This window comes from Streptomyces toyocaensis (assembly GCF_000725125.1).
GTDB lineage: Bacteria > Actinomycetota > Actinomycetes > Streptomycetales > Streptomycetaceae > Streptomyces > Streptomyces toyocaensis.
In genome coordinates this window covers 31,451-56,578 of record NZ_JFCB01000010.1, presented here as the reverse complement: position 1 = coordinate 56,578, position 25,128 = coordinate 31,451, and the positions used below count along the sequence as shown (strand labels likewise).

The 25,128-nt window shown below is 71.4% G+C and carries 19 protein-coding genes; 4 read left to right on the top strand and 15 right to left on the bottom strand.

Features of this window, described 5'->3' with window-relative positions; genetic code table 11:
• Positions 1 to 136 precede the first annotated feature (136 nt).
• On the top strand, positions 137 to 745 hold the full coding sequence (locus tag BU52_RS13475; RefSeq protein WP_037933178.1) for a YceI family protein: 609 nt from the start codon (positions 137 to 139) through the stop codon (positions 743 to 745).
• Between the two features lie 129 nt (positions 746 to 874).
• Here the strand turns inward: BU52_RS13475 and BU52_RS13470 are convergent, their stop codons facing one another.
• The 6 genes from BU52_RS13470 to BU52_RS36820 form a co-directional block, all read right to left on the bottom strand.
• A complete protein-coding gene (locus BU52_RS13470) occupies positions 875 to 2,209 on the bottom strand; it encodes a hypothetical protein (protein WP_037933175.1) in 1,335 nt (444 codons plus the stop codon).
• 91 nt (positions 2,210 to 2,300) lie between these two features.
• Positions 2,301 to 3,905 (bottom strand): citramalate synthase, encoded by a 1,605-nt coding sequence (gene cimA / locus BU52_RS13465; RefSeq protein WP_037933172.1) that lies wholly within the window; start codon positions 3,903 to 3,905, stop codon positions 2,301 to 2,303.
• Between the two features lie 522 nt (positions 3,906 to 4,427).
• Positions 4,428 to 5,393, bottom strand: coding sequence for a ferritin family protein (locus BU52_RS13460; protein ID WP_235216328.1), 966 nt, complete (start codon positions 5,391 to 5,393; stop codon positions 4,428 to 4,430).
• Between the two features lie 154 nt (positions 5,394 to 5,547).
• Complete coding sequence (locus BU52_RS13455) at positions 5,548 to 6,636, bottom strand: branched-chain amino acid aminotransferase (protein ID WP_037933168.1); 1,089 nt, start codon at positions 6,634 to 6,636, stop codon at positions 5,548 to 5,550.
• A gap of 299 nt (positions 6,637 to 6,935) precedes the next feature.
• A complete protein-coding gene (locus BU52_RS13450; protein ID WP_037933166.1) occupies positions 6,936 to 7,979 on the bottom strand; it encodes a 3-isopropylmalate dehydrogenase in 1,044 nt (347 codons plus the stop codon).
• Between the two features lie 66 nt (positions 7,980 to 8,045).
• Positions 8,046 to 8,177, bottom strand: a complete 132-nt coding sequence (locus tag BU52_RS36820) for a hypothetical protein (protein ID WP_106979167.1) — start codon at positions 8,175 to 8,177, stop codon at positions 8,046 to 8,048.
• Positions 8,178 to 8,500: 323 nt separating this feature from the next.
• Between BU52_RS36820 and BU52_RS13445 the strand changes: the two genes are divergently transcribed.
• Positions 8,501 to 9,367: an alpha/beta fold hydrolase gene (locus tag BU52_RS13445; protein ID WP_037933163.1), complete on the top strand. Its 867-nt coding sequence runs from the start codon at positions 8,501 to 8,503 to the stop codon at positions 9,365 to 9,367.
• A gap of 58 nt (positions 9,368 to 9,425) precedes the next feature.
• On the opposite strand, the gene pruA is transcribed toward BU52_RS13445, so the two are convergent.
• Both pruA and BU52_RS13435 read right to left on the bottom strand, forming a co-directional pair.
• Positions 9,426 to 11,057, bottom strand: a complete 1,632-nt coding sequence (gene pruA / locus BU52_RS13440) for an L-glutamate gamma-semialdehyde dehydrogenase (protein WP_037933161.1) — start codon at positions 11,055 to 11,057, stop codon at positions 9,426 to 9,428.
• Positions 11,058 to 11,092: 35 nt separating this feature from the next.
• Positions 11,093 to 12,019, bottom strand: coding sequence for a proline dehydrogenase family protein (locus tag BU52_RS13435; protein ID WP_037933159.1), 927 nt, complete (start codon positions 12,017 to 12,019; stop codon positions 11,093 to 11,095).
• A 175-nt stretch (positions 12,020 to 12,194) separates the two neighbouring features.
• On the opposite strand from BU52_RS13435, the gene BU52_RS13430 reads away from it, so the two are divergent.
• Positions 12,195 to 13,469: a PucR family transcriptional regulator gene (locus BU52_RS13430; RefSeq protein ID WP_051858164.1), complete on the top strand. Its 1,275-nt coding sequence runs from the start codon at positions 12,195 to 12,197 to the stop codon at positions 13,467 to 13,469.
• Here the strand turns inward: BU52_RS13430 and BU52_RS13425 are convergent.
• The 7 genes from BU52_RS13425 to BU52_RS13395 form a co-directional block, all read right to left on the bottom strand.
• Positions 13,414 to 13,941: a TetR/AcrR family transcriptional regulator gene (locus tag BU52_RS13425; RefSeq protein WP_235216327.1), complete on the bottom strand. Its 528-nt coding sequence runs from the start codon at positions 13,939 to 13,941 to the stop codon at positions 13,414 to 13,416. The two genes, BU52_RS13430 and BU52_RS13425, sit on opposite strands and share 56 nt — an antisense overlap.
• Positions 13,942 to 14,062: 121 nt before the next feature.
• Entirely contained in the window at positions 14,063 to 15,652 is a 1,590-nt protein-coding gene (serA, locus tag BU52_RS13420; RefSeq protein WP_037933156.1) for a phosphoglycerate dehydrogenase, read from the bottom strand.
• Between the two features lie 267 nt (positions 15,653 to 15,919).
• On the bottom strand, positions 15,920 to 16,918 hold the full coding sequence (gene ilvC, locus BU52_RS13415) for a ketol-acid reductoisomerase (RefSeq protein ID WP_037933153.1): 999 nt from the start codon (positions 16,916 to 16,918) through the stop codon (positions 15,920 to 15,922).
• Between the two features lie 118 nt (positions 16,919 to 17,036).
• Positions 17,037 to 17,561, bottom strand: a complete 525-nt coding sequence (gene ilvN, locus BU52_RS13410; protein WP_030216544.1) for an acetolactate synthase small subunit — start codon at positions 17,559 to 17,561, stop codon at positions 17,037 to 17,039.
• A gap of 22 nt (positions 17,562 to 17,583) precedes the next feature.
• A complete protein-coding gene (locus BU52_RS13405; RefSeq protein ID WP_037933150.1) occupies positions 17,584 to 19,437 on the bottom strand; it encodes an acetolactate synthase large subunit in 1,854 nt (617 codons plus the stop codon).
• A gap of 230 nt (positions 19,438 to 19,667) precedes the next feature.
• Positions 19,668 to 22,661 carry a putative bifunctional diguanylate cyclase/phosphodiesterase gene (locus BU52_RS13400; protein WP_037933146.1) on the bottom strand — a complete coding sequence of 998 codons (2,994 nt, stop codon included), beginning with the start codon at positions 22,659 to 22,661 and terminating at the stop codon, positions 19,668 to 19,670.
• A 412-nt stretch (positions 22,662 to 23,073) separates the two neighbouring features.
• A complete protein-coding gene (locus tag BU52_RS13395; protein ID WP_037933144.1) occupies positions 23,074 to 24,027 on the bottom strand; it encodes a 2-hydroxyacid dehydrogenase in 954 nt (317 codons plus the stop codon).
• A gap of 75 nt (positions 24,028 to 24,102) precedes the next feature.
• On the opposite strand from BU52_RS13395, the gene BU52_RS13390 reads away from it, so the two are divergent.
• Positions 24,103 to 25,101: an aldo/keto reductase gene (locus tag BU52_RS13390; protein ID WP_037933142.1), complete on the top strand. Its 999-nt coding sequence runs from the start codon at positions 24,103 to 24,105 to the stop codon at positions 25,099 to 25,101.
• Positions 25,102 to 25,128: the final 27 nt, after the last annotated feature.

Genomic DNA, 25,128 nt, shown 5'->3' with positions numbered 1-25,128 from the left:
GAGCGGCGAGTACCACGCGTTCCGCCGGCCCAATCGCGACACTCTTCCAAAAGATGTTGAACATTGAAGGGAATGGGTCTACGGTGGGGCTTGTTCAGTTAGTTGAACATTCAATTTGATCTCCCAGGAGGAAACCATGGGCATCTTCGGCCGCAAGCACGACGAGAGCGCCACCGCGACCACCGCCACGGCGGTGAGCCCCGACCTCGCCGCGCTCACCGGCGAGTACACGATCGACCCGGCGCACACCACGATCGGCTTCGTCGCCCGCCACGCGATGGTGACGAACGTCAAGGGCAGCTTCCAGGACTTCACCGGCACGCTGCACCTCGACGGTTCCGACCCGTCCAGGTCCACGGCCACCATCGACGTGGTGATGGACAGCATCGAGACGGGCAACGCCGACCGCGACGGCCACCTCAAGAGCTCGGACTTCTTCAAGACGGACGAGTTCCCGACGATGACCTTCCGCACCACCGAGGCGGAGGCCCTCGGCGGCGACGACTACCGCATCACCGGTGACCTGACGATCCTCGGCACCACCAAGCCGCTCACCATCGACCTCAAGTTCAACGGCGCCGCGACCGACCCCTTCGGCAACCAGCGCGTCGGCTTCGAGGGCAAGGCGGAGATCCTGCGCTCCGAGTGGGGCCTGACCTGGAACGCGGCGCTGGAGACGGGCGGCGTCCTGGTCTCCGACAAGATCAAGCTGAACTTCGACATCTCGGCGATCCGCAAGGCCTGACCGCCACCCGGCGCCCACCCGGCGCCTCCCTGAGCGCGCCCGCCCCCATCCCGCACGGGAGGGGCGGGCGCTCGGCGTGCGTCCACGCGTCCGCGGGCGTCACCACCGGCCCGGGCGGCCGGCGGCCGCTCAGAAGCCTCCGCCGAAGTCGCCCCCGCCTCCGAAGTCGCCGCCGCCGAAGCCGCCGCCGAAGTCTCCGGGGTCGAAGTCCGCGCCCGATACGTCGCCGCCCCCGTAACCGCCGAAGTCGCCGTAGCCGGCTCCGTAGTCGGAGGCGTAACCGGGACCGGCCATCATGCCGCCGAGCATGGTGCCGACGAGCAGGCCGGGCAGGAGGCCTCCTCCGAAGTAGCCGCCGGCCCAGGGGCCGTAGGCGGGGCCGGCCTCCCAGTAGGGGCGGCGGCCGTAGTCGGTGTCGACCTCGCGGACGGCGGGTTCGACGCCGTCGGCGAGGCGGGCCCGGTCGGCCGCGCACACCGGGACCTCGCGCTCGGCCCCGCCCGGGGGCGTCCAGGTCGCGTCGGCGACCGAGGGGCCGTGCCGCGGGTCGAAGAAGCACGGCGGGCGGCGCTCCGGAAGCGGCCGTCCCGCGCGGCGGGCGTCGAGCCGGGCCAGGGCGAAGCGGCCGTCCTCCACCGCCTGGGTGACGGCCCGGACGTCCTCCGGTTTGCTGGCCGCGGCCATGTACGACTTGGACTGCTCGTAGGCGTCCAGCGCGTGCTCGTAGTCCGCGCGCATCGCGTCGTCCGCGCCGGGTTCGCCCGGGTGGAAGTCGAGGCGGTCGAGCTCCTCGCCGAAAGCGGTGATGTCCTCGTCGACCACGACCCGCAGCTTCTCCAGCGCGGCCCGCTGCTCCTCCTCGTGGCGCCGCCGGTTGCGGCGGGAGACGGCGTACACGCCCGCGCCGCCGGCCGCCACCAGCGCGCCGACGGTGATCAGCCCGCCGACGGGGACGTCACCGGACCCGTCGCTCCAGGAGCCCGGGGCCCCGCCGCCGGTGTTGCGCAGCGCGTTGTCGACGAAGTCGTTGAGCTGGGCCTTGGCGTCCCCGGTGCCCTGCACGGACGCCACCAGGTTCCGTACGCCCTGGGCGCTCAGCACGCTGCTGTCGGCCCGGGCGTCGAACTCGTCGCCGAGCCGGATGCCGTACAGACCGGTGACGCCGGTCTCGGTGCGCAGGTTCCGGAAGAGGTCCTGCGTCGGGTAGCCCGCCGGGAGGACGGCGACGAAGACGGGTTTGTCCGCGTCCTCGATCTTGGCGGCGAGGGCCTCGGCGTCGGACTGCGCGAGGATGTCCCGGGCCTCGGGATCGACGTAGACGGGGCTCTCGCGGAGCTTCTCGGCGATGACCGAGACGTCCGTGGCCGCCTGCGCCCCCGGCGCACCGGCCATCAGGACCGCCAGAGCGGCGGCCACCGGCACGATCAGGAGGCGTACGAAAGTACGCGTCAGCGCGGCCTTCATATCTTCGAAGCTACCCGAAGCGGGCCGGAAACGGACATCCGGGCCGGCAGAGGATTCCGTTGTCCCTCTGCCGGGACCGCATGGGGGGTAACTAGGCCGCGGGCTCCACGCCGGCCCGCAGCAGTCCGTACGTGTACGCGTCCTCCAGGGCCTGCCAGGACGCGGCGATGACGTTGTCCGCGACGCCCACCGTGGACCACTCCCCCGCCCCGTCGGACGTGGAGATCAGGACCCTGGTCGTCGACTGCGTGCCGTGCTTGCCCTCCAGGATGCGGACCTTGTAGTCGACCAGCTCCAGCTTGGCCAGCTGGGGGTAGATCTTCTCCAGGGCGACGCGCAGGGCGCGGTCCAGGGCGTTGACCGGGCCGTTGCCCTCCGCCGTGGCGACGATGCGCTCGCTCTTGGCCCACAGCTTGACGGTGGCCTCGTTGGCGTGGCTGCCGTCGGGGCGGTCCTCGACGATCGCGCGCCAGGACTCGACCTCGAAGTACGTCAGCGGCCTGCCCTCGGCCTCCGTGCGCAGCAGCAGCTCGAAGGAGGCATCGGCGGCCTCGTAGGTGTAGCCCTTGAGCTCACGCTCCTTGACCCGCTCCACGACCCGGCCGACCAGCTCCCGGTCGCCACCGAGGTCGATGCCGAGTTCCTTGCCCTTGAGCTCGACGGAGGCGCGCCCGGCCATGTCGGAGACCAGCATGCGCATGGTGTTGCCGACCTGCTCGGGGTCGATGTGCTGGTACAGGTCCGGGTCGACCTTGATCGCGGAGGCGTGCAGGCCCGCCTTGTGGGCGAACGCGGAGACACCGACGTACGGCTGGTGCGTGGACGGGGTGAGGTTGACGACCTCGGCGATGGCGTGCGAGATGCGGGTCATCTCGCGCAGCCGGCCCTCCGGGAGGACCTTCTTGCCGTACTTCAGCTCCAGGGCCGCGACGACCGGGAACAGGTTGGCGTTGCCGACCCGCTCGCCGTACCCGTTGGCGGTGCACTGCACATGGGTGGCGCCCGCGTCGACGGCGGCGAGGGTGTTGGCGACCGCGCAGCCGGTGTCGTCCTGGGCGTGGATGCCGAGCCGGGCGCCGGTGTCGGCGAGCACGGTGGAGACCACGGCCTGGATCTGCGCCGGGAGCATGCCGCCGTTGGTGTCGCACAGGACGACGACGTCGGCGCCGGACTCGGCGGCGGCGCGCACCACCGACGTCGCGTAGTCGGGGTTGGCGCGGAAGCCGTCGAAGAAGTGCTCGCAGTCGACGAACACGCGGCGGCCCTGCCCCTTGAGGAAGGACACCGTGTCGCGGATCATCGCCAGGTTCTCGTCGAGGGTGGTGCGCAGCGCGAGTTGCACATGGCGGTCGTGGGACTTCGCGACCAGCGTGATCACCTGCGCGCCGGAGTCGAGCAGCGCCCTGACCTGCGGGTCCTGCTCGGCAGTGGTACCGGCGCGGCGGGTGGCGCCGAAGGCGACCAGCACCGCGTGCCGGAACTCGATCTCCTGCTGGGCGCGGGCGAAGAACTCGGTGTCCCGGGGGTTCGCGCCGGGCCAGCCGCCCTCGATGAAGCCCACGCCGAACTCGTCCAGGTGCCGTGCGATGGCCAGCTTGTCGGCGACGGTGAGGTTGATGCCCTCACGCTGGGCGCCGTCACGCAGGGTGGTGTCGAAGACGTGGAACGAGTCGTCGGGCTCGCTGGTTGCGGTCATGGTCTGAAGGCTCCTGAGTTGATCTCGGTCTACCGGAATGACCGGTTCCACCGTTCCCCCATGGTCCCGCGCGCCCGGTTCCCGGCCGCGGGTGGGGCCTGGAAACAGAAAAACCTCTCGCGGGTGCGAGAGGTCTGCGCGCGGGTCGAGGACGACGGTGTCCGCCCGTACCGTGTCGTACGTGCGGTCACTGCGGACCGGCGCGCCTGCTGCCAATAATCGTGGCGAACGAGAGCACGGGGGAAGTGTGGCACAAGCAGCCCCCGTGCTCACGATCCGTCTCAGGATGCGGGCGGTGGGTGTTCAGCACCGGCGGCGGACGAAGCCGGCGTGGGGGCCGCCGGCGTCGTCCGGCACGAGGCGGGGGTCGTGCCCGGGCGACGCCGGCTCCGCGTCCCCCGCACGACCGGTCCGGTGCCGGGCGTGACGCGCCCGCGGCAGTCAGGCCGGCCCGCGGGAGGCGTAGGCCGGCCGGACCGGTCCCGCGTGACGCGTACGGCCCCCGGGTGCGGCCCGGGGCGGTCAGGCCAGCCGGTCGAGCGCCCTCTGGAATGCGGCGGCGTGCCGGGCCTCGTCCCCCGCGGTGTCGCGGAAGAAGCGGGCGGCGGCGGTGTCACCGACGGCGGTGGCCCGCTCGGCGAACTCCGGGTACACCACGGTCGCCTCGTGGCGTTCACCGGCGATGGCCTTGCTCAGGTCGTCCTTGGCGCCGCGCACCAGACCGGCCAGGACCGCCTCGCCTGCGAAGTGCTCCCGCAGTTCGACCTCGGCCGTGCCCTCCCACAGGCGGGCCAGCGCCGGACGCCCGGTCTGCCGGGCGTGGGCGGCGAAGATCCTGTACTTGGCGTGGGCGAGCGCCTCACCGTGCATGGCGGTGTCCAGGTTGGCCCTGGTGCGGGCGGCCTTCACCTTCGGCGGCCCCGCGGGGACCTCGACCGTGTCGGCCACCGGCGGTGCCGGGACGGTTCCGCCGCCCGTGGTCACGGCCTCCAGGGCCGCGCGGAAGGCGTCGCGGTGGCGGCCCTCGTCCGCGGCGATCTCGCTGAAGAGCTCCGCGGCCTCGAGGTCGCCGTCCTGCCGGGCCTGGTCGGCGAAACGGCGGTACATGACCTGGTGCTCGTAGGTCTCGCCGTCGATGGCCTGACGCAGGTTGGCCGCGTTGGATCCGACGGTTCCGGCCAGGCCGGCCGCCTCGCGCAGGTGCTCGTTCAGCTCGGTCCGTGCGGTGGAGCGGAAGAGCCGGGCGACGGCCGGCAGGCCCTGGCGGCGGGCCTCGGCGGCGAAGAGGCCGTAGGAGGCGTAGGCGTACGCCTCGCCCTGCATGGCCGTGGCCAGGTCGGCGAGCGTCTGCGCGTGCAGGGCCCGACCGGAGGTGTGCGGAGCCGGAGGCGCTCCGCCGGCCGGGGCAGCAAGGGCCGGCGCCGCCGGAACGACGGCGGCCAGCGCACACAGACCCACTGCGAGCGTACGTATCGGACGATGGGACACGAGAAGGCTCCTTCCGGGGCGACGCGCACCCTTCTGGGCGCGGACGCTCCTCATGTCACCCGCTCGCGCACACCCCCGCCCCTTCACGTCACCCACCCGGGTGAACACGCAGCGTCACCGGGGGCCGGATCCCGGTGACCCGACGTGTCGGGGCCTAGCCCAGCTTGTGCATCCAGCCGTGCCGGTCCTCGGCCGTGCCCCGCTGGATGTCGAGGAGCGCCTGACGCAGCCGGAGGGTGACCTCACCGGGCTCGCCCCCGCTCTGCTGCCACTGGGTGCCGTCCCGCTTCACGGTTCCGACCGGGGTGATGACGGCCGCCGTACCGCAGGCGAAGACCTCGGTGAGGCTGCCGTTCTCCGAGTCGCGCTGCCACTGCTCGGCGGAGACCCGCTCCTCGACCGCCTCGTACCCGAGGTCGCGGGCGACGCCCAGCAGGGAGTCACGGGTGACGCCCTCCAGGATCGAGCCGGTCAGGGTGGGCGTCACGATCCTGTCGCCGTACACGAAGTACAGGTTCATGCCGCCCAGTTCCTCGACCCACTTGTGCTCCACGGCGTCGAGGTAGCAGACCTGGTCGCACCCCTTGGCCGCGGCCTCGGCCTGGGCGAGCAGGGAGGCCGCGTAGTTGCCGCCGGTCTTGGCGTCACCCATGCCGCCGGGGACGGCGCGGACCCGGTCCTCGGAGACCCAGATGGAGACCGGCTTCACCCCGCCGGGGAAGTACGCGCCGGCCGGCGAGGCGATGACCAGGAACAGGTATTCGTTGGCCGGCTTCACTCCGAGCCCGACCTCGGTCGCGATCATGAACGGACGCAGGTAGAGGGACTCCTCGCCGCCGTGCGCCGGCACCCACGCCTTGTCCTGGGCGACGAGCGCGTCACACGCCTCGATGAAGGTCTCGACCGGCAGTTCGGGCATCGCGAGCCGCTTGGCGGAGCGCTGGAAACGCTCGGCGTTCTTCTCGGGGCGGAAGGTGGCCACGGAGCCGTCGGGCTGGCGGTAGGCCTTGAGGCCCTCGAAGATCTCCTGCGCGTAGTGCAGCACGGTGGTCGCCGGGTCGAGGGAGATCGGCGCGTACGGGACGAGCTGGCCGTCGTGCCAGCCGCGGCCCTCGGTCCACTTGATCGTCACCATGTGGTCGGTGAAGTGGCGGCCGAATCCGGGGCTGGTCAGGATCGCCTCGCGCTCTGCGTCCGAGAGCGGGTGGGCCGAGGGCTTGAGCTCGATCGTGGGCGTCGTCATGAGTGGTTGTCCTTCACCGGTTGTAGTGACGGGCCGCGCTCACGCCCGTACGGCCGGTGGCCAGTACCAGGTCGTCCGAGCATTCCCTCATTCCGCGGCTCCGCGTTCGATTATCGCCCGGAGGCTGTCGCGGAAGAAACAGGGTGAATGCGGCCCGGTGGTCGATGGTGGCACCCGGCGGGGACAGGGGGAAGCCGCCGGGCGCGGATGCGACCCGGCGGCGGGGGGGGCGTGCGCGCCGGACACCGCCGAGCAGGCGGGAGTTCGGCGGCAGGCCCCGGGTGTCGAGGGGCGCCGGGTCAGCCGGCTACTCGCGCGGCGAGCGCGTCGCCGATCTCCGAGGTGCTGCGGGCGGGCAGGGCGCCGCGCTGCGCGAGGTCGGCGGAGACGGCCTCCTCGATCCGGGCGGCCTCGGCGTCGTGACCGAGGTGGCGCAGGAGGAGGGCGACGGACAGGACCGTGGCGCTGGGGTCGGCCTTGCCCTGGCCGGCGATGTCCGGGGCCGAGCCGTGCACGGGCTCGAACATGGACGGGAACTCGCCGGAGGGGTTGATGTTCCCGCTCGCGGCGACACCGATGCCGCCGGAGACGGCCGCGGCGAGGTCGGTGATGATGTCACCGAAGAGGTTGTCGGTGACGATGACGTCGAAGCGGGCCGGGTCGGTGACGAGGTAGATCGTCGCGGCGTCGACGTGGATGTAGTCGGTGGTGACCTCGGGGTACTCCTCGGCCACCTTGGTGAAGACGTTCGTCCACAGGTGGCCGGCGAACGTCAGCACGTTGTTCTTGTGGACCAGCGTGAGCTTCTTGCGGGGCCGGGCCTGGGCGCGGGCGAAGGCGTCGCGGACCACGCGCTCGACACCGAAGGCCGTGTTGACGGAGACCTCGGTGGCCACCTCGTGCGGCGTGCCCTTGCGGATGGTGCCGCCGTTGCCCGTGTACGGCCCCTCGGTTCCCTCGCGGACGACGACGAAGTCGATCGCGGGCTGGCCGGCGAGCGGGGTGGCGACACCCGGGAGGAGCTTCGACGGACGCAGGTTGACGTGGTGGTCGAAGGCGAAGCGGAGCTTGAGCAGGAAGCCGCGCTCGAGGACACCGGAGGGGACCGACGGGTCGCCGATGGCGCCGAGCAGGATGGCGTCGTGCCGCTTCAGCTCGGCGAGGTCGGTGTCGGTGAGGGTCTCACCGGTGGCGTGGTAGCGCTTGGCGCCGAAGTCGTAGTCCTTGGTCTCCAGCTTCACATCCTGCGGAAGGACGGCGGAGAGGACCTTCAGGCCTTCGGCCACGACCTCCTGGCCGATGCCGTCACCGGGGATCACTGCGAGATTGATGCTGCGAGACATGCGGGCACCCTACTCCTCGTCCCACGGGATGACATACGGCGTCCGGCATGCGGACGCGTGGGCGTGTCAGTGGCCGGTCGAGCCGCCGTTGTCCCTGCGGTCGAGCGCGCGCTGGAGGGCGGCCGCGGCGTTCTTGCGGTCGGATTCGCTGGTGCGGGGGGTGTGGCGGACGCGGCGGCGGACGGTCGTCTCGGCCATGGTGCATCGACTCCTTCGACATGCCTGGAGTACGGACGGGGAGGGGGTTACGAGACGCCGGGTGGGGCGGGGAGCACCGGCCGCAGGGGTTGCCTGCACGGGGCCTTGCTCACGACCGCCATTCGCTTGATCGAGCGAGTCGTTCGGCTTCTACAAAGTTAGGGGAGCCGGCAGCGCCTGTCTGCACAAGTACTCGGACTTCCTACTATCTGAGACGGCAACCCTGAAACTAACCACCATTAATCGGTTGACCGGTTAGAGCAGTCCGTGATGGACTAGCTCCGTAACCACTCATGCAACATTCAGAGGTTAGGGTCGCCGATATGCCCACAGCCCATCGCACCGTCACCGTCCAGGGCCACGAGATCGCCTACCGCGAGGCCGGCCCCGCCGACGCCCCGGTGCTCCTGCTGCTGCACGGCTTTCCCAGCAGTTCGCACATGTTCCGGGACCTGATCCCGCTCCTCGCCGACCGGTACCGGGTCGTCGCCCCCGACCACGTCGGGTTCGGCCGGTCGGCCACACCCCCGCCCACCGACTTCGCGTACACCTTCGAGACGCTGGCCGCGCTCACCGGGGAGTTCACCGAGACGCTGGGACTCGACCGGTTCGCGCTCTACGTGCAGGACTACGGCGCCCCCATCGGGCTGCGCCTCGCCCTGGCCCACCCCGACCGCGTCACCGCGGTCGTCACCCAGAACGGCAACGCCTACGAGGAGGGCCTCGGCAAGGAGGCCTGGGCACCCGTGCTCGACCTCGTCGCGCACCGCACGCCCGAGACCGAGGCCCCGGTGCGTGAGATCTACACGCTCGACGGGATCAAGTGGCAGTACCTGCACGGCGTTCCGGACCCGAGTCTGGTCAGCCCGGACGCCTACGAGCACGACGCGGCGCTCATCGCCCGCCCCGGCCAGGCGGAGATCCAGCTCGACCTGATCTCCGACTACGGGTCCAACATCGCCCTCTACCCGGCCTTCCAGGCGTACTTCCGCGAGAGCCGGGTCCCGCTGCTGGCCACCTGGGGTGCCCACGACGAGATCTTCGTGCCGGCCGGCGCCCTCGCCTTCCAGCGCGACCTGCCGGAAGCTGAGGTCCACCTCCTGCCCACCGGCCACTTCGCCCTGGAGACCCACGCGGACCGGATCGCCGCCCTCATGCGGGACTTCCTCGCCCGCCGCCTCACCCCCTGACAGACACCGGGGCCGGGCCCGTCGAGGACGGCCCGGCCCCGGTGGTACGCGCGGGAGGTCAGCCCATGTGCGGGTACGTGTAGTCGGTCGGCGGGACCAGCGTCTCCTTGATGGCGCGGGTCAGCGTCCAGCGCATCAGGTTCTGCGGGGCACCGGCCTTGTCGTTGGTGCCGGAGGCACGGCCGCCGCCGAAGGGCTGCTGGCCGACGACAGCCCCGGTCGACTTGTCGTTGATGTAGAAGTTGCCGGCCGCGTAGCGCAGCTTGTCCATCGTGTACGCCGCCGCCGCACGGTCGCCTGCGATGACCGAGCCGGTCAGCGCGTAGTCCGACACCGACTCCATCTGGGTCAGCATCTCGTCGTACTTCTCGTCGTCGTAGACGTGCACGGCGAGGATCGGGCCGAAGTACTCGGTGCGGAACACCTCGTTCTCCGGGTCGTCGCACTCGATGACGGTCGGGCGGACGAACCAGCCCTCGGAGTCGTCGTAGGAGCCGCCCGCGACGATCGTGCAGGACGCGTCCTCCTTGGCACGGTCGATGGCGGCCTTGTTCTTGGCGAAGGACCGCTCGTCGATGACGGCGCCGATGAAGTTGGACAGGTCGGTGACGTCACCCATCCTGATGCCGTCGACCTCGGCGGCGAACTCCTCCTTGAAGCCGGAGTTCCAGATCGACGCCGGGACGTAGGCGCGGGAGGTCGCCGAGCACTTCTGGCCCTGGTACTCGAAGGCACCGCGGGTCAGGGCGGTCTTGAGGATCGCGCGGTCGGCACTGGGGTGGGCGACGACGAAGTCCTTGCCGCCGGTCTCGCCGACCAGGCGCGGGTAGGTGCGGTACTTCTCGATGTTGTTGCCGACCGTCTTCCACAGGTGCTGGAAGGTCTTGGTCGAGCCGGTGAAGTGGATGCCGGCCAGGTCCCGGTGCTCCAGTGCGACCTCGGAGACCTCGAGGCCGTCGCCGGTGACGAGGTTGATGACGCCCTTGGGCAGACCGGCCTCCTCAAGCAGCTGCATCAGCAGCACGGCGGCGTGGGTCTGGGTCGGGGACGGCTTCCAGACCACCACGTTGCCCATCAGCGCGGGAGCGGTGGGCAGGTTGGCCGCGATGGCGCTGAAGTTGAACGGCGTGATCGCGTACACGAAGCCCTCGAGCGGGCGGTGGTCGAGGCGGTTCCACACGCCCGGGGAGTTGGCCGGGGGCTGCTCGGCGAGGATGCCGCGCGCGTAGTGGACGTTGAAGCGCCAGAAGTCGACCAGCTCGCAGGGGCTGTCGATCTCGGCCTGCTGAGCCGTCTTGGACTGGCCCAGCATGGTGGAGGCGGCGATGGTCTCGCGCCACGGGCCGGCCAGCAGCTCGGCAGCCCGCAGGATGATCGCCGCGCGGTCGTCGAAGGACATCGCGCGCCAGGCGGGCGCGGCGGCGAGGGCCGCGTCGATGGCGTCCCGGGCGTCCTGCTGGGTGGCGTTGGCGTACGTGCCCAGGCGGGCCTTGTGGTGGTGCGGCTGCACGACGTCGAAGCGCTCGCCGCCGCCCATCCGCTTCTCGCCGCCGATGGTGCAGGGCAGGTCGATGGGGTTGTCGGCCAGCTCCTTGAGCTTGGCCTCCAGCCGGGCACGCTCGGGCGTCCCGGGAGCGTAGCCGTGCACCGGCTCGTTGACGGGGGTGGGGACCTGGGTCACAGCGTCCATGGGTGGCGTAACTCCTTGTCGTGAGCGGTGTGGTCTCAGCCCTTGGTGATCATGCTGCGCAGGAAGAAGCTCAGGTTCGCCGGCTTCTCCGCCAGACGCCTCATGAAGTAGCCGTACCAGTCGGTGCCGTAGGCCGTGTAGACGCGCATGCGGTGGCCCTCGGCGGCCAGCCGCAGGTGCTCGTCGCCGCGGATGCCGTAGAGCATCTGGAACTCGTACTCGTCGGGCTTGCGCCCGGCGGTGCGGGCCAGTTCCTGGGTGATGGAGATCAGACGCGGGTCGTGGGAACCGATCATCGGGTACCCCTCGCCCTCCATCAGCGTCCGCAGGATGCGCACGTACGCCTTGTCGATCTCGTGCTTCTGCTGGTGGGCGACTTCGGCGGGCTCCTTGTAGGCGCCCTTCACCAACCGTACGCGACTGCCGGCCGCGGCGAGGCGGCGCGCGTCCTCCTCGGTGCGGAAGAGGTAGGCCTGGATGACGCAGCCCGTCTGCGGGGCGTCCTTGCGCAGCTCCTCGTGGATGGCGAACATCGAGTCGAGGGTGGTGTGGTCCTCGGCGTCCAGCGTGACGGTGGTGCCGATCTCGGCCGCGGCCTCGACGACCGGGCGGACGTTGGCGAGCGCCAGCTCGTGGCCGCCGGGGAGGGCCTGGCCGAACATCGACAGCTTCACCGACATCTCGGCGCGGGTGCCGAGCTCCAGCGGCTTCAGCCGGTCGATCAGCTCCAGGTACGCGTCGCGCGCGGCGGCGGCCTGCCCGGGAGTGGTGATGTCCTCGCCGACGACGTCCATGGTGAGTTCCAGGCCCTTGCCGGTGAGCTCCTGGATGATCGGCAGGATCTCGTCGACGGTCTCGCCGGGGATGAAGCGGTCGACGACCTGCTTGGTCACCGGGGCCGCCGAGATCAGGCGTCGCATCCGGTCGCTGCGCGACGCGGCGAGAATCACGGGACCCAGCACGGGGCACCTCCACGAGTGCATGAGGCCGTCACCCGACGTCCCGGGTACGGCACGGAGAACCACCGTGAAACCTAAGGATGACCCCGATCCTGGGCCATCGACACCTGTCACGCATCCGTGCCGGAGATCTCAGACAGATGTATGAAGGCTGCCGGATGTGCGACACAATGCCCGGGTGACGTCGGAACACCGGGACGACTACCAGGAGCTGGTGGACGAGATCTCCGAGCTGCTGGGCGCTCCGGCGACCCTGGAGAACCGGGATTTCGAGCTGATCGCGTTCGGGGCGTACGACAGCGAGGGCGACCTCGATCCGTCGGCGCTGGACCCCGTGCGCACCCGCTCGATCCTGACCCGCCGTTCGACCGCCGCCGTCCGCGCCTGGTTCGAGGGCTTCGGCATCACGCGCGCGACGGGCCCGGTACGCATTCCGCGCACCCCGGAGGCGGGCGTGCACCGCGGACGCGTCTGTCTGCCGGTACGCCACAGGGGAGTCGTCCTCGGTTACGTCTGGCTGCTCGACTACGACCCGGGCCCCTCACCGCAGCAACTGGACGCGGCCATGCGGGTGACGGCGCGGATCGGGGCCCTGCTCGCGGACGAGGCCCAGCACGGCGCCGACCTCACCCGCGAACTGCGGGCGGTGCTGACCGCGGAGCGGGACTGGCAGAGGGAGATGGCGGTCGCCGAGCTGCGCACCGCACTCGGCGACCGCGCCGACGGTCCGCACACGGTGGTGTGCGTCGCGCCCTGGCCCTCCGCCGGCCCCGACGACGCCCCGTCGGTCCGTACCGTGCCGGGCGCGACGGCGCTGTGCACCCTGCCGTGGGGTGCCGGGGGTTCCGGGGGTGCCGGTGGGGCCGGGGGTGCCTCCCACGCCCCTGAGGCAGTGGGGGGTGGCCTGTCCCTGGCCCTGCTGCTGCGACTGCGCTCGACGGACGCGCCGGCCCCGGCGACGTCGGCGGCCTCCCGGCTGCTGGAGCGCGCCGGGGACGGCGGCCCCCCGCGGGCGGCCGGGATCGCCGCGCCCCGCGCGGGCCTCGCCGACCTGGGCAGGGCCTGGGAGGAGGCCTCGGCGTCGGCGCGGGCGGCACTGGCCGAACCCCGGCTCGGTCCGGTCGCCCAGTGGGCGTCGATCGGCCCCTTCCGGCTGCTGACCGCGCTGCCCCCCGCGGCCGCCCGCGATCCCGCCGTCAGCCCGCTGCTCTCCCCCGCGCAGACGGAACTGGCCCGCACCGCCGAGGTCTACCTCGACCGCGCGGGCCAGGCCGGTCGCGCGGCGGCCGAGCTGGGCATCCACCGGCAGACCCTCTACTACCGCCTGTCCCGGATCGAGCAGCTCACGGGCCTGGACCTGGACGACGGGGAGGACCGCCTGCTGCTGCACATGGCGCTCAAGGCGCACCGTCTGCGGCGGCCGCCCCGATCACCCGGCGAAGGCCGGCGGTGAGCTGTGCGGCGTCGGGGGCGGTGCCCGGGTCGAAGGTCCACTGGGCGATGAGGCCCGTCATCAGCGTCACGTAGAACATGCCGAGGGTGTCCGCGGTCTCGTCGGACACGTCCTCCTCCCGGCCGCCCATCAGCAGCGGAACCAGTCCGCGCCCGGCCTCGCGCTGCGCCGCAGCGAGACGGTCGCGCACCTCCGGGAGCCGGTAGCCGAGGGCCAGGACCTCCATGCTGAGCCGCCACACCGAGCCCGGGTCCTTCATGGTCCCGATGATGTTCGCCCCCACCCGCTCGAACCGCTCCAGGGAGCCCGGCTCGGCACCGTCGACCGTCCCGTCCCCGTCGAAGGCGTCGCCCATCCCCCTGGCGACGGCCGCGCGGGAGGCGTTCACCAGCGGGATGCGGGGCGCCGCGATCGCGGGTGCGGTGCTGCTCCTCGGGGCGGCGGTGCCGGCGGCCGCCGGCCTGCGGCACATCCGGGTGCGTCCGCAGGCGCCCACGGAAAACGCCGGACAGGCTGAGACACTCAGCCCGTCCGGCGTGTGAGGACGGCCCGTTCGGGGTGAACGGGGTTCGGGGGCGGAACCCCCGGGACTCTCAGACCAGGTTGACCGAGCGGGCCGACGTAGCGCCGATCTCGGCCGCCAGCTCGCCCAGCACCCCGGGGGACACCGTGTCGTCGACCGTCAGCACGGCGAGCGCCTCGCCGCCGACCGTCGCCCGGGCGACCTGCATGCCCGCGATGTTGATGCCCGCCTCACCGAGGATGCGGCCCACGGTGCCGACGACACCCGGACGGTCCTCGTAGCGCAGGACGACCATGTGGTCGGCGAGCGCGAGGTCGACGTCGTACTCGCCGACCGCGACGATCTTCTGGACGTGCTTGGGACCGGCCAGCGTGCCGGAGACCGAGATCTCCTCGCCGCCGGAGAGGGTGCCGCGCACGGTGACGACGTTGCGGTGGTCGGCCGACTCCGAGCTGGTGGTCAGCCGGACCTCGACACCGCGCTCCTGGGCGAACAGCGGGGCGTTGACGTAGGAGACCGTCTCGTCGACGACGTCCTCGAAGACGCCCTTGAGCGCGGACAGCTCCAGCACCTTCACGTCGTGCTGGGTGATCTCGCCGTACACCTCGACGTCGAGGCGGACCGCGACCTCACCGGCGAGCGCGGTGAAGATCCGGCCGAGGCGCTCGGCGAGCGGCAGGCCCGGCTTGACGTCCTCGGCGATGACGCCGCCCTGTACGTTCACCGCGTCGGGGACCAGCTCGCCGGCGAGCGCGAGACGCACCGAGCGGGCGACGGCGACACCGGCCTTCTCCTGGGCCTCGTCGGTCGAGGCGCCGAGGTGCGGGGTGCAGACGACCTGGTCGAACTCGAACAGCGGGGAGTCCGTGCACGGCTCCTTGGCGTACACGTCCAGGCCCGCGCCGGCGACCCGGCCCTCCTTCAGCGCCGAGTACAGCGCCTCCTCGTCGACGATGCCGCCGCGCGCGGCGTTGATGACACGCACGCCCGGCTTGACCTTGCGCAGCGCCTCGTCGCCGATCAGACCGAGGGTCTCGGGGGTCTTGGGCAGGTGGACGGTGATGAAGTCGGAGACCTCGAGCAGCTCGTCCAGCGACAGCACCTTGACGCCCATCTGCGCGGCCCGCGCGGGCTGCACGTAGGGGTCGTAGGCGACGACCTTCATGCCGAACGCGGACATGCGCTGGGCGACGAGGGCGCCGATCCGCCCCAGACCCACGACGCCGAGGGTCTTCTCGGCGAGCTCGACGCCCGTGTACTTGCTCCGCTTCCACTCGCCGTTCTTCAGCGCGGCGTTGGCCTGCGGGATGTTGCGCGCGGTGGCGACGATCAGACCACAGGCCAGCTCGGCGGCGGTGACGATGTTCGAGGTGGGGGCGTTGACGACCATCACGCCGGCCTTGGTGGCGGCGGAGACGTCCACGTTGTCGAGACCGACGCCGGCGCGGGCGACGACCTTGAGCCGGCGGGCGGCGGCGATCGCCTCGGCGTCGACCTTGGTGGCCGAGCGGACCAGAATCGCGTCCACCTCGGCGATGGCCGGGAGCAGCTCGGCACGGTCCGCGCCGTTGCAGTGGCGGATCTCGAAGTCCGGGCCGAGGGCGTCGACGGTGGCGGGCGACAGCTCTTCAGCGATGAGTACGACGGGTTTCGAGCTCACGTGAGTCCTCACAAGTCCAATGCGGACGGCCGTCCCGACGGCCGCAGGCGGTGAAGAAGTGCTAGCCGCGTGGAAGACGCACGACGCTGTGGGCCTGACGCGTATGTAGTGCAGCAGTCTAGTGGCGCCGAGGGCGTCGTCTTACGCCGCTGCGGAAGGATCACCCGTCCGTGGGGGGACGGGAGGGACAACGCCGTACCACCGACGTTACCCCGGGTTCGCCCGAAGGGCCGGAGCATGCCGCTCCGGCCCTTCGGGGCGTGAGGCTCAGGCCTCCTCGTCGACCCAGCTCATGAGCTTGCGCAGCTCCTTGCCGGTGGTCTCCAGCAGGTGCTCGGAGTCCTGCTTCTTGTACTCGTTGTACTTCTTCAGACCGCCGTGGTACTCGTCCATCCAGTTCCTGGCGAAGGTGCCGTCCTGGATCTCGGCGAGGACCTTCTTCATCTCGGCCTTGGTGGCGTCGGTGATGATCCGCGGGCCGGTGACGTAGTCGCCCCACTCGGCGGTCTCGGAGATCGACCAGCGCATCTTCTCCAGGCCGCCCTCGTACATGAGGTCCACGATCAGCTTCAGCTCGTGCAGGCACTCGAAGTAGGCGATCTCCGGCTGGTAACCGGCCTCGGTCAGGGTCTCGAAGCCCGCCTTGACCAGCGCGGCGGTGCCACCGCAGAGGACGGCCTGCTCGCCGAACAGGTCGGTCTCGGTCTCCTCGGTGAACGTCGTCTTGATGACGCCCGCGCGGGTACCGCCGATGCCCTTGGCGTACGACAGGGCCAGCGCGAAGGCGTTGCCCGTGGCGTCCTGCTCGACGGCGGCGATGCAGGGAACGCCGCGGCCCTCCTCGTACTGACGGCGCACCAGGTGGCCGGGGCCCTTGGGGGCGACCATGCAGACGTCCACGCCGGCCGGGGGCTTGATGAAGCCGTAGCGGATGTTCAGGCCGTGGCCGAAGAACAGGGCGTCGCCGTCCTTCAGGTTGTCCTTGATGTGCTTCTCGTAGACCTCGGCCTGGATCGGGTCCGGCACGAGGATCATGATGACGTCGGCCTCGGCGGCGGCCTCGGACGGGCTCACCACGCGCAGGCCCTGCTCCTCGGCCTTGGCCCTGGACTTGGAGCCCTCGTGCAGACCGACGCGCACGTCGACGCCGGAGTCGCGCAGCGACAGGGCGTGGGCGTGGCCCTGGCTGCCGTAACCGATGACCGCGACCTTGCGGCCCTGGATGATGGACAGGTCGGCGTCGGCGTCGTAGAACAGCTCGGCCACTTTGGGTTCTCTCCTTGAGTGCAGGTGTTGCGTCCCACCGTATGACGGCGGGGGAAGGGGAAGGTTCGGAGTCTCGGAATACGGGCGGCCGGGTCGCGGCCGGCCGCCCGTTCGGGTCCTACGCCGACCGGTCCAGAGCGCGCAGCGACCGGTCCGTGATGGAACGGGCGCCGCGTCCGATCGCGATCGTGCCGGACTGGACGAGCTCCTTGATGCCGAACGGCTCCAGCATCTTGAGCATCGCGGACAGCTTGTCGCTGCTGCCGGTGGCCTCGATGGTCACGGCCTCCGGGGAGACGTCCACCGTCTTGGCGCGGAACAGCTGGACGATCTCGACGATCTGGGAGCGCGTCTCGTTGTCCGCGCGCACCTTCACCAGAACGAGTTCGCGCTGGACGGCCTGCCCGGGTTCGAGCTCGACGATCTTCAGCACGTTGACGAGCTTGTTGAGCTGCTTGGTGACCTGCTCCAGGGGGAACTCCTCGACGCTCACCACGATGGTGATGCGGGAGATGTCGGGGTGCTCGGTCACTCCGACGGCGAGGGAGTCGATGTTGAAGCCGCGGCGGGAGAACAGGGCGGCGATCCGGGCCAGGATGCCGGGAGTGTTCTCCACCAGGACGGAGAGCGTGTGCTTGGACATGGATCTGCTTCCTTTACGGCTCTCAGTCGTCTTCGTTGTCGCCGAAGTCGGGGCGGACGTCCCGGGCGGCCATGATCTCGTCGTTGGAGGTGCCGGCGGCGACCATCGGCCACACCATCGCGTCCTCGTGGACGATGAAGTCCACGACGACCGGGCGGTCGTTGATCGAGTTCGCCTCCTCGATGACCTTGTCGAGATCGGCCGGGTCCTCGCAGCGGATCGCGTGGCAGCCCATGGCCTCCGACAGCTTCACGAAGTCGGGGACGCGGGTGCCGGCGCTCTTCTCGGTGGTGTCCGCGCCGGGGCCGGAGTGCAGCACCGTGTTGGAGTACCGCTGGTTGTAGAAGAGGGTCTGCCACTGGCGGACCATCCCGAGGGCGCCGTTGTTGATGATGGCGACCTTGATCGGGATGTTGTTCAGGGCGCAGGTGGTGAGCTCCTGGTTGGTCATCTGGAAGCAGCCGTCGCCGTCGATCGCCCACACGGCACGGTCGGGGGCACCCGCCTTGGCGCCCATGGCGGCCGGGACCGCGTAGCCCATCGTTCCGGCGCCGCCGGAGTTCAGCCAGGTGGCGGGCCTGTCGTACTCGATGAAGTGCGCGGCCCACATCTGGTGCTGGCCGACGCCGGCCGCGAAGATCGTGCCCTCCGGCGCCAGCTGCCCGATGCGCTCGATGACCTGCTGCGGGGAGAGCGAGCCGTCCTCGGGCTGGTCGTAACCGAGCGGGTAGGTCTCGCGCCAGCGGTTGAGGTCCTTCCACCAGGCGGTGTAGTCGCCGCGGTTGCCCTCGGCGTGCTCCTTCTGGACGGCCTGGATGAGGTCGGCGAGGACTTCGCGGGCGTCACCGACGATCGGCACGTCGGCGGCGCGGTTCTTGCCGATCTCCGCCGGGTCGATGTCGGCGTGGACGATCTTGGCGTACGGGGCGAAGCTGTCCAGCTTGCCGGTGACGCGGTCGTCGAAGCGGGCTCCGAGGGCGACGATCAGGTCGGCCTTCTGCAGCGCGGTGACGGCGGTGACCGCTCCGTGCATGCCCGGCATCCCCACGTGCAGCTCGTGGCTGTCGGGGAATGCGCCGAGTCCCATCAGGGTGGTGGTGACGGGAGCTCCGGTGAGTTCGGCGAGGACCTTCAGTTCGGCGGTGGCGCGGGCCTTGAGGACCCCGCCGCCGACGTAGAGGACCGGGCGCCTGGCGGCGGTGATCAGCTTGGCGGCCTCGCGGATCTGCTTGGCGTGCGGCTTGGTGACGGGCCGGTAGCCGGGCAGGTCCATGGTGGGCGGCCAGGAGAAGGTGGTCCTCGCCTGGAGGGCGTCCTTGGCGATGTCGACCAGCACCGGGCCGGGGCGGCCGGTGGAGGCGATGTGGAACGCCTGCGCGATCACCCGCGGGATGTCCTCGGCCTTGGTGACGAGGAAGTTGTGCTTGGTGATCGGCATGGTGATGCCGACGATGTCCGCCTCCTGGAAGGCGTCCGTGCCGATCGCCTTGGAAGCGACCTGGCCGGTGATCGCGACCATGGGCACGGAGTCCATGTGCGCGTCCGCGATCGGCGTGACCAGGTTGGTGGCACCGGGTCCCGAGGTCGCCATGCAGACGCCCACCCTGCCGGTGGCCTGCGCGTAGCCCGTGGCCGCGTGGCCGGCGCCCTGCTCGTGCCGGACCAGGACGTGGCGCACCCGGGTCGAGTCCATCAGCGGGTCGTAGGCGGGAAGGATCGCACCGCCGGGAATGCCGAATACGGTGTCGGCGCCGACCTCCTCGAGAGAGCGAATGAGGGACTGCGCACCCGTGACGTGCTCGACGGGGGCGGACTGATGTCCTCCGGATCGGGGCCGCGGCTGCGGGTGATGGGCCCCGGTGGCCTGCTCGGTCATCGGCTTCTCTTCTCGATGCTGAGGGTGTTCTGCGAAGTTCGTGCGGGTTACGCGTGCTGCTCGGCAGGTGCCTGTGCAACAAAAAACCCCTCGTGCCGAAAGGCAAGCGAGGGGAAGCGCGTCGGGTGGTGGCCGCTGAGCGATCTGGCTCAGCGTCAGCCGACGCGCTGTCCAAGTACGAGAATTCGGGTGCGCATGGCACTGACCCTCCCCCCGCCGCACACCCACTGTCAAGTGGGTGGGACGGGAGTCTCATTATGTGAGCGGAGCACCGTACCCGCTTCGAGGACGGCGGTCACTCCCGTGGAGTACACCCCCGGCCCGCCGCCCGTGAGGACGGGCTCGGCCGTCCCGTACGGCACCGGGTAGTGCCCGGCGGCCAGCGCTCTGCGCAGCCGGTACTCGTCCAGCGGCCCGGAGAAGGCCATGCCCTGCCCGTGGGTGCAGCCCATCGCGCGCAGTGCCGCCGCCTGCTCGGGCAGGTCCACGCCGACGGCTACCGACTGCATCCCGAGGTCGGAGGCGATCCGCAGCAGCCCGCTGGTGATCTTGTGCAGCCGCGCGGACTCCACGACGCCGTCGACCAGGCTGCGGTCGAGCTTGAGTACGTCGACGGGGAGCCGCCGCAGGGCCGTGATCGCCGCGACGCCGCCGCCGAAGCCGTCGAGTGCGACCCGGACCCCGAGCCGCTTGAGCACGGCCAGCCGGCGCTCCAGCTCGTCGAGCGGTACCCGGGGGTCGGTGTCGGCCAGCTCGACGACCAGGGCACCGGACGGCAGGCCGTGCCGGGTGAGCAGGGCCTCGATCGAGCCGAGCGGCAAGGACCGGTCCAGCAGGCGGCGCGCGCTCAGCCGGACGGCCACCGGCACGGGCAGTCCCGTCGCGTGCCGCTCGGCGGCCTGCTCGACGGCCTCCTCCAGCACCCACCGGCCCAGCTCGGCGGCCTTCTCACTGTCCTCGGCCACCCGCAGGAACTCCGCGGGCGTGAAGAGCACCCCCTGCGAGGAGCGCCAGCGCGCCTGCGCGCAGACCGAGGTGATCCGGCCGTCCGCCAGACACACCACCGGCTGGTGCAGCAGGGCGAACTCACCGTGGTGCAGCGCCGCGCGCAGCCGTGTGGCCAGCTCCGCCTTGCGGACGACGTCCTGCTGCATCTGCGGCCTGTACAGCTCCACCCGGCCCTTGCCCCCCGCCTTCGCCCGGTACATCGCGAGGTCGGCGTTGCGCAGCAACTCGCCTGCCCCAATGCCTGGTTCGGCGAAGGCGACGCCGATGGAGGCGTTGACCCGGACATCGTTGCCGTCGATGAGGTAGGGCTGGGACAGGGTTCCTCTGAGCCGGTCGGCGAGCTCCAGCATGTGCCGCTCCCGGGCGTCCCGGTCGCGGACGCCGTCCCCGGCGATCAGGGCCGCGAACTCGTCGCCGCCCAGCCGGGCGGCGGTGTCGCCCTTGCGCACCGCGTCCTGGAGCCTGCGGGCGGCCTGGACGAGCAGCTCGTCCCCGGCCTGGTGCCCGATGGTGTCGTTGACGCCCTTGAAGCCGTCGAGGTCGATGAAGAGCACGGCGGTGCCCCGGAGGGCGGCCCCGCGGTCCGAGGCGCGGCGGCCGGACAGCGCCTGCTGGACGCGCCGGGTGAACAGGGCGCGGTTGGGCAGGTCGGTGAGCGGGTCGTGCTCCGCGTTGTGCTGGAGCTGCGCCTGGAGCCGCACTCTCTCGGTCACGTCACGGCTGTTGAAGATGAGGCCGCCGTGGTGCCGGTTGACGGTCGACTCGACGTTCAGCCAGCCGCCGTCGCCGGAGCGGAAGCGGCACTCGATCCGGGTGGTGGGTTCCTCGACCGGGCTCGCGGCGAGGAAGCGGCGCACCTCGTGCACGACGCAGCTCAGGTCCTCCGGGTGGATGAGCCCTGCCAGTTCGGTCCCCACCAGGTCCTCCGCGGGGCGGCCGTACACCCCGGCGGCGGCCGGGGAGACGTAGCGGAGGATGCCGCTGGGCGCGGCGATCATGATGACGTCGCTCGAGCCCTGCACCAGGGAGCGGAAGTGGTTCTCCTTCTGCGCCAGTTCCTGGGTGAGGGTGATGTTGTCGAGCAGCATGATGCCCTGGCGCACGACGAGAGCGAGCACCACGGTGCCCCCGGTGATCAGCACGACGCGGTCGACGCTGCGGCCGTTGAGGACGTTGTAGAGGATGCCCAGCGTGCACACGGCCGCGGCGAGGTACGGCGTGAGCGCGGCGAGCGAGCCGGCGATCGGCCGGGAGAGCGGATGCCTGGCGTGCTCAGCGCTCGGCGCGGGCGGGCGCGGGTGGTCCGGCACGCCGCGCCGCCCCGGCAGGTGCTCGCGGACCACGCGTGTGTGCCCCTCACGCTCCGGCGGGCCCCCGCGCGGCGCGGTCCACGGGGCGTACGCCAGGAGCAGCGACCCGGCGAACCAGCCCGCGTCGAGCAGCTGGCCGGAGCGGTAGCCGGCGTGGAGCAGAGGGGAGGTGAACAGGGCGTCGCACATCACGGTCAGCGCGAGCGCGCCGATCGCGGTGTTGACCGCGGACCGGTTCACCGCCGAGCGCCGGAAGTGCAGCGCGAGCACCATGCTGACCAGGGCGATGTCCAGCAGCGGGTACGCCAGTGACAGCGCGGTGTGCGCGACGCCCGGTCCCTCGGCCTGGGCGGCCTGGGCGAGGGCCAGGCTCCACGCGAGGGTGAGCAGGGAGCCTCCGATCAGCCAGGCGTCGAGGGCGAGACAGACCCAGCCGGCCTTGGTCACCGGCCGTTTGGCGAGCACCAGCAGTCCCACGATGGCCGGTGGCGCGAAGCACAGGAAGAACAGGTCGGCGTAGCTCGGGTCGGGCACGGCGACGCCCAGCACGACCTCGTACCAGCCCCAGACCAGGTTGCCCAGGGAGGCCATGGCCGAGGAGAGGCCGAACAGCAGCCAGGCGGGCCGGAACCGGGTCCTGGGGTTGCGGGCGTACACGAAGCACGACACGGCGGCGGCAGCGGCCGCGGCGCTCAGCCCGAAGTCACCCATGATCAGCGCGAGTTTCTCCGAGCCCCAGCCGAACGCGGCACCGAGGGCGTAGGCCGCGCAGACGAGCGCCAGGACGAGCTGCGCCACCGGGCCGGGCCGGGGGTCGACGGCCGGCGCACCGGGGAGCGGCGTCCGCGCGGCGGACCGCGGGCGCAGCGCCCCTTCGAGGGTCGAGGTGGGGGTGGGCGCGCTCACCGGTCCCTCCCGGTACGCGCGGCTCCCGGATCCCTCGGCCGCCGGAGCACCGGGTGGGCGTGCCTCCTGCGGCCGGCCTGCCGGTGCCGGTGCGGACCGGGACCGTCCGGCCGGCCCCCGGGCCGGCCCTGATGGTCTCTGTGGTGACCGCGGCCGCGCGCGTCCGCGCGCCCGTGTCGCTTCCGACGGCTGTGGCGCGTCGGATCGCTCGTCCATGGGCCGTGCATCGCCTGTCGCCCCCCTCGCAGTCTCCGTGTCCATCCCCCGCGCCGTTGGTCGGCGGCGCAGCCCCTGTCGGGACGATACACCAGTCTCGTCACTCAGGGACATAGGTTCTCTACGCTGCGTGACCATCAACAGATGTATGAGTACCCACCGCGCCCGGAACAACGCGGACGGTACTCGAAGCGGATTACAGGTCTCCCGCTCCCGTCACCAGGACCACGTTGCCGAGTTCCTCCTGGTTCACGAAACGGCTCAACTGTTCACGCAGCAACCGCTCGGCGCGCGGCAGGAAGGCGGACGTCGGTCCGCCCACGTGCGGGGTGACGAGCACGCCCGGCGCCCGCCACAAGGGGTGGTCCGCGGGAAGCGGTTCGGGGTCCGTGACGTCGAGCGCCGCGGTGATGCGCCCGGTCTCCAGCTCGGTGAGCAGCGCCTTGGTGTCGACGACGCCTCCGCGGGCCACGTTCACGAGCAGGGCGCCGTCCTTCATGCGGGCCAGGAAACCGGCGTCCACGAGATGCCGGGTGGTCTCGGTCAACGGGGTGGAGAGGACGACGACGTCGGCCTCCGGGAGCAGAGAGGGCAGTTCGGTGAGCGGATGCACCGGGCCGCGCTCCGTGGTGCGCGCGGAGCGCGCGACGCGCGCCACCCGCGCGAGTTCGAACGGAACGAGCCGGTCCTCGATGGCCGCGCCGATCGAGCCGTACCCCACGATGAGCACGTTCTTGTCGGCGAGCGCCGGCCGGAACCCGCCGCGCCACTCCCCCTTGTCCTGGGCCCGCACGAAACCCGGGATGCCCCGCAGGGAGGCCAGGATCAGCGCGAGCGTGAGCTCGGCGGTGCTGGCCTCGTGGACCCCGCGCGCATTGCACAGGCGCACGCCCGGCGGCAGGTGCTTCAGCCCCGGTTCCACGTGATCGGTGCCTGCCGACAGGGTCTGCACGACCCGCACGGAGCGCATCAGCGCCATCGGCCGCACACCGACCCCGGCGGGCTTCATGTACGGCACGACGTAGAAGGCGCAGTCGGCCGGGTCTGCGGGGAACTCCTCACCGCCGTCCCAGAAGCGGTAGCGGGGACCCTCGGGCAGGCCGTCGATCTCGTCCGGCGGGATGGGGAGCCATACGTCAGCAGCAGTCATGGTCGGGAGGCTAGTTCAGGGGCGGTCCACGGCAGAGGTTAGGTTGGGGGACCGGAGAGGGAGGGTCACGAGCAGGTGGAGCGCAGGACGATCGGCGCGGCGGCGCTCGCGGTGGGGGCCGTAGGGCTCGGGTGCATGCCGATGAACTGGGCCTACAGCACGTCCCGGCAGCGCGGCGAGGAGTCGCTCAGGGCGGTGCACCGGGCCCTGGACTCGGGCTCGACCCTCCTCGACACCGCCGACATGTACGGCCCGTTCACCAACGAGCTGCTCTTGGGACGGGTGCTGAGGGAGCGGCGCTCCGACGCCTTCGTGTCGACGAAGGTCGGTCTGCTGGTGGGCGACCAGCACATCGTGGCCAACGGCCGGCCCGGGTACGTGAGACGGGCCTGCGACGCGTCCCTGCGCCGGCTCCAGACCGATGTCATCGACCTCTACCAGCTGCACCGCGCCGACCCGGAGGTCCCGGTCGAGGAGACCTGGGGCGCCATGGCGGAGCTCGTACAGGCCGGGAAGGTGCGGGCGTTGGGACTGTGCGCGGTGGGCGCGCGCTCGTCCCGGCGGCCGGGGGCGCGGCTGCACGACGCGACCGTGCGGCAGCTGGAGCGGGTGCAGCAGGTCTTCCCGGTGAGCGCGGTGGAGGCGGAGCTGTCCGTGTGGTCGCCGGAGGCGCTGGAGACGCTGCTGCCGTGGTGCGAGACCCGGGGGATCGGTTTTCTGGCCGCGATGCCGCTGGGCAACGGCTTCCTGACCGGCACGCTGACGCCCGGCGTGGGCTTCGAGGCGGACGACCTGCGCGCCCGGCACCCACGCTTCACGGCCGAGATGATGGCCGCGAACCAGCCCATCGTGGTCGGACTGCGCCGCGTCGCCCGTCGGCACGGCGAGCACGTCACCCCGGCGCAGGTGGCCCTGGCCTGGGTGCTCAGCCGGGGCCGCCAGGTGATCCCGGTCCCCGGCACCAAGCGCGAACGGTGGGTGACGGAGAACGCGGCGGCGGCGGATCTGCGCCTGACGGAACAGGACCTCGCGGAGATCGCGGAACTGCCTCCCGCGCAGGGGTCGTGGGACTGAGCGGGGCCCACGGTGGTGCCGGGGCCG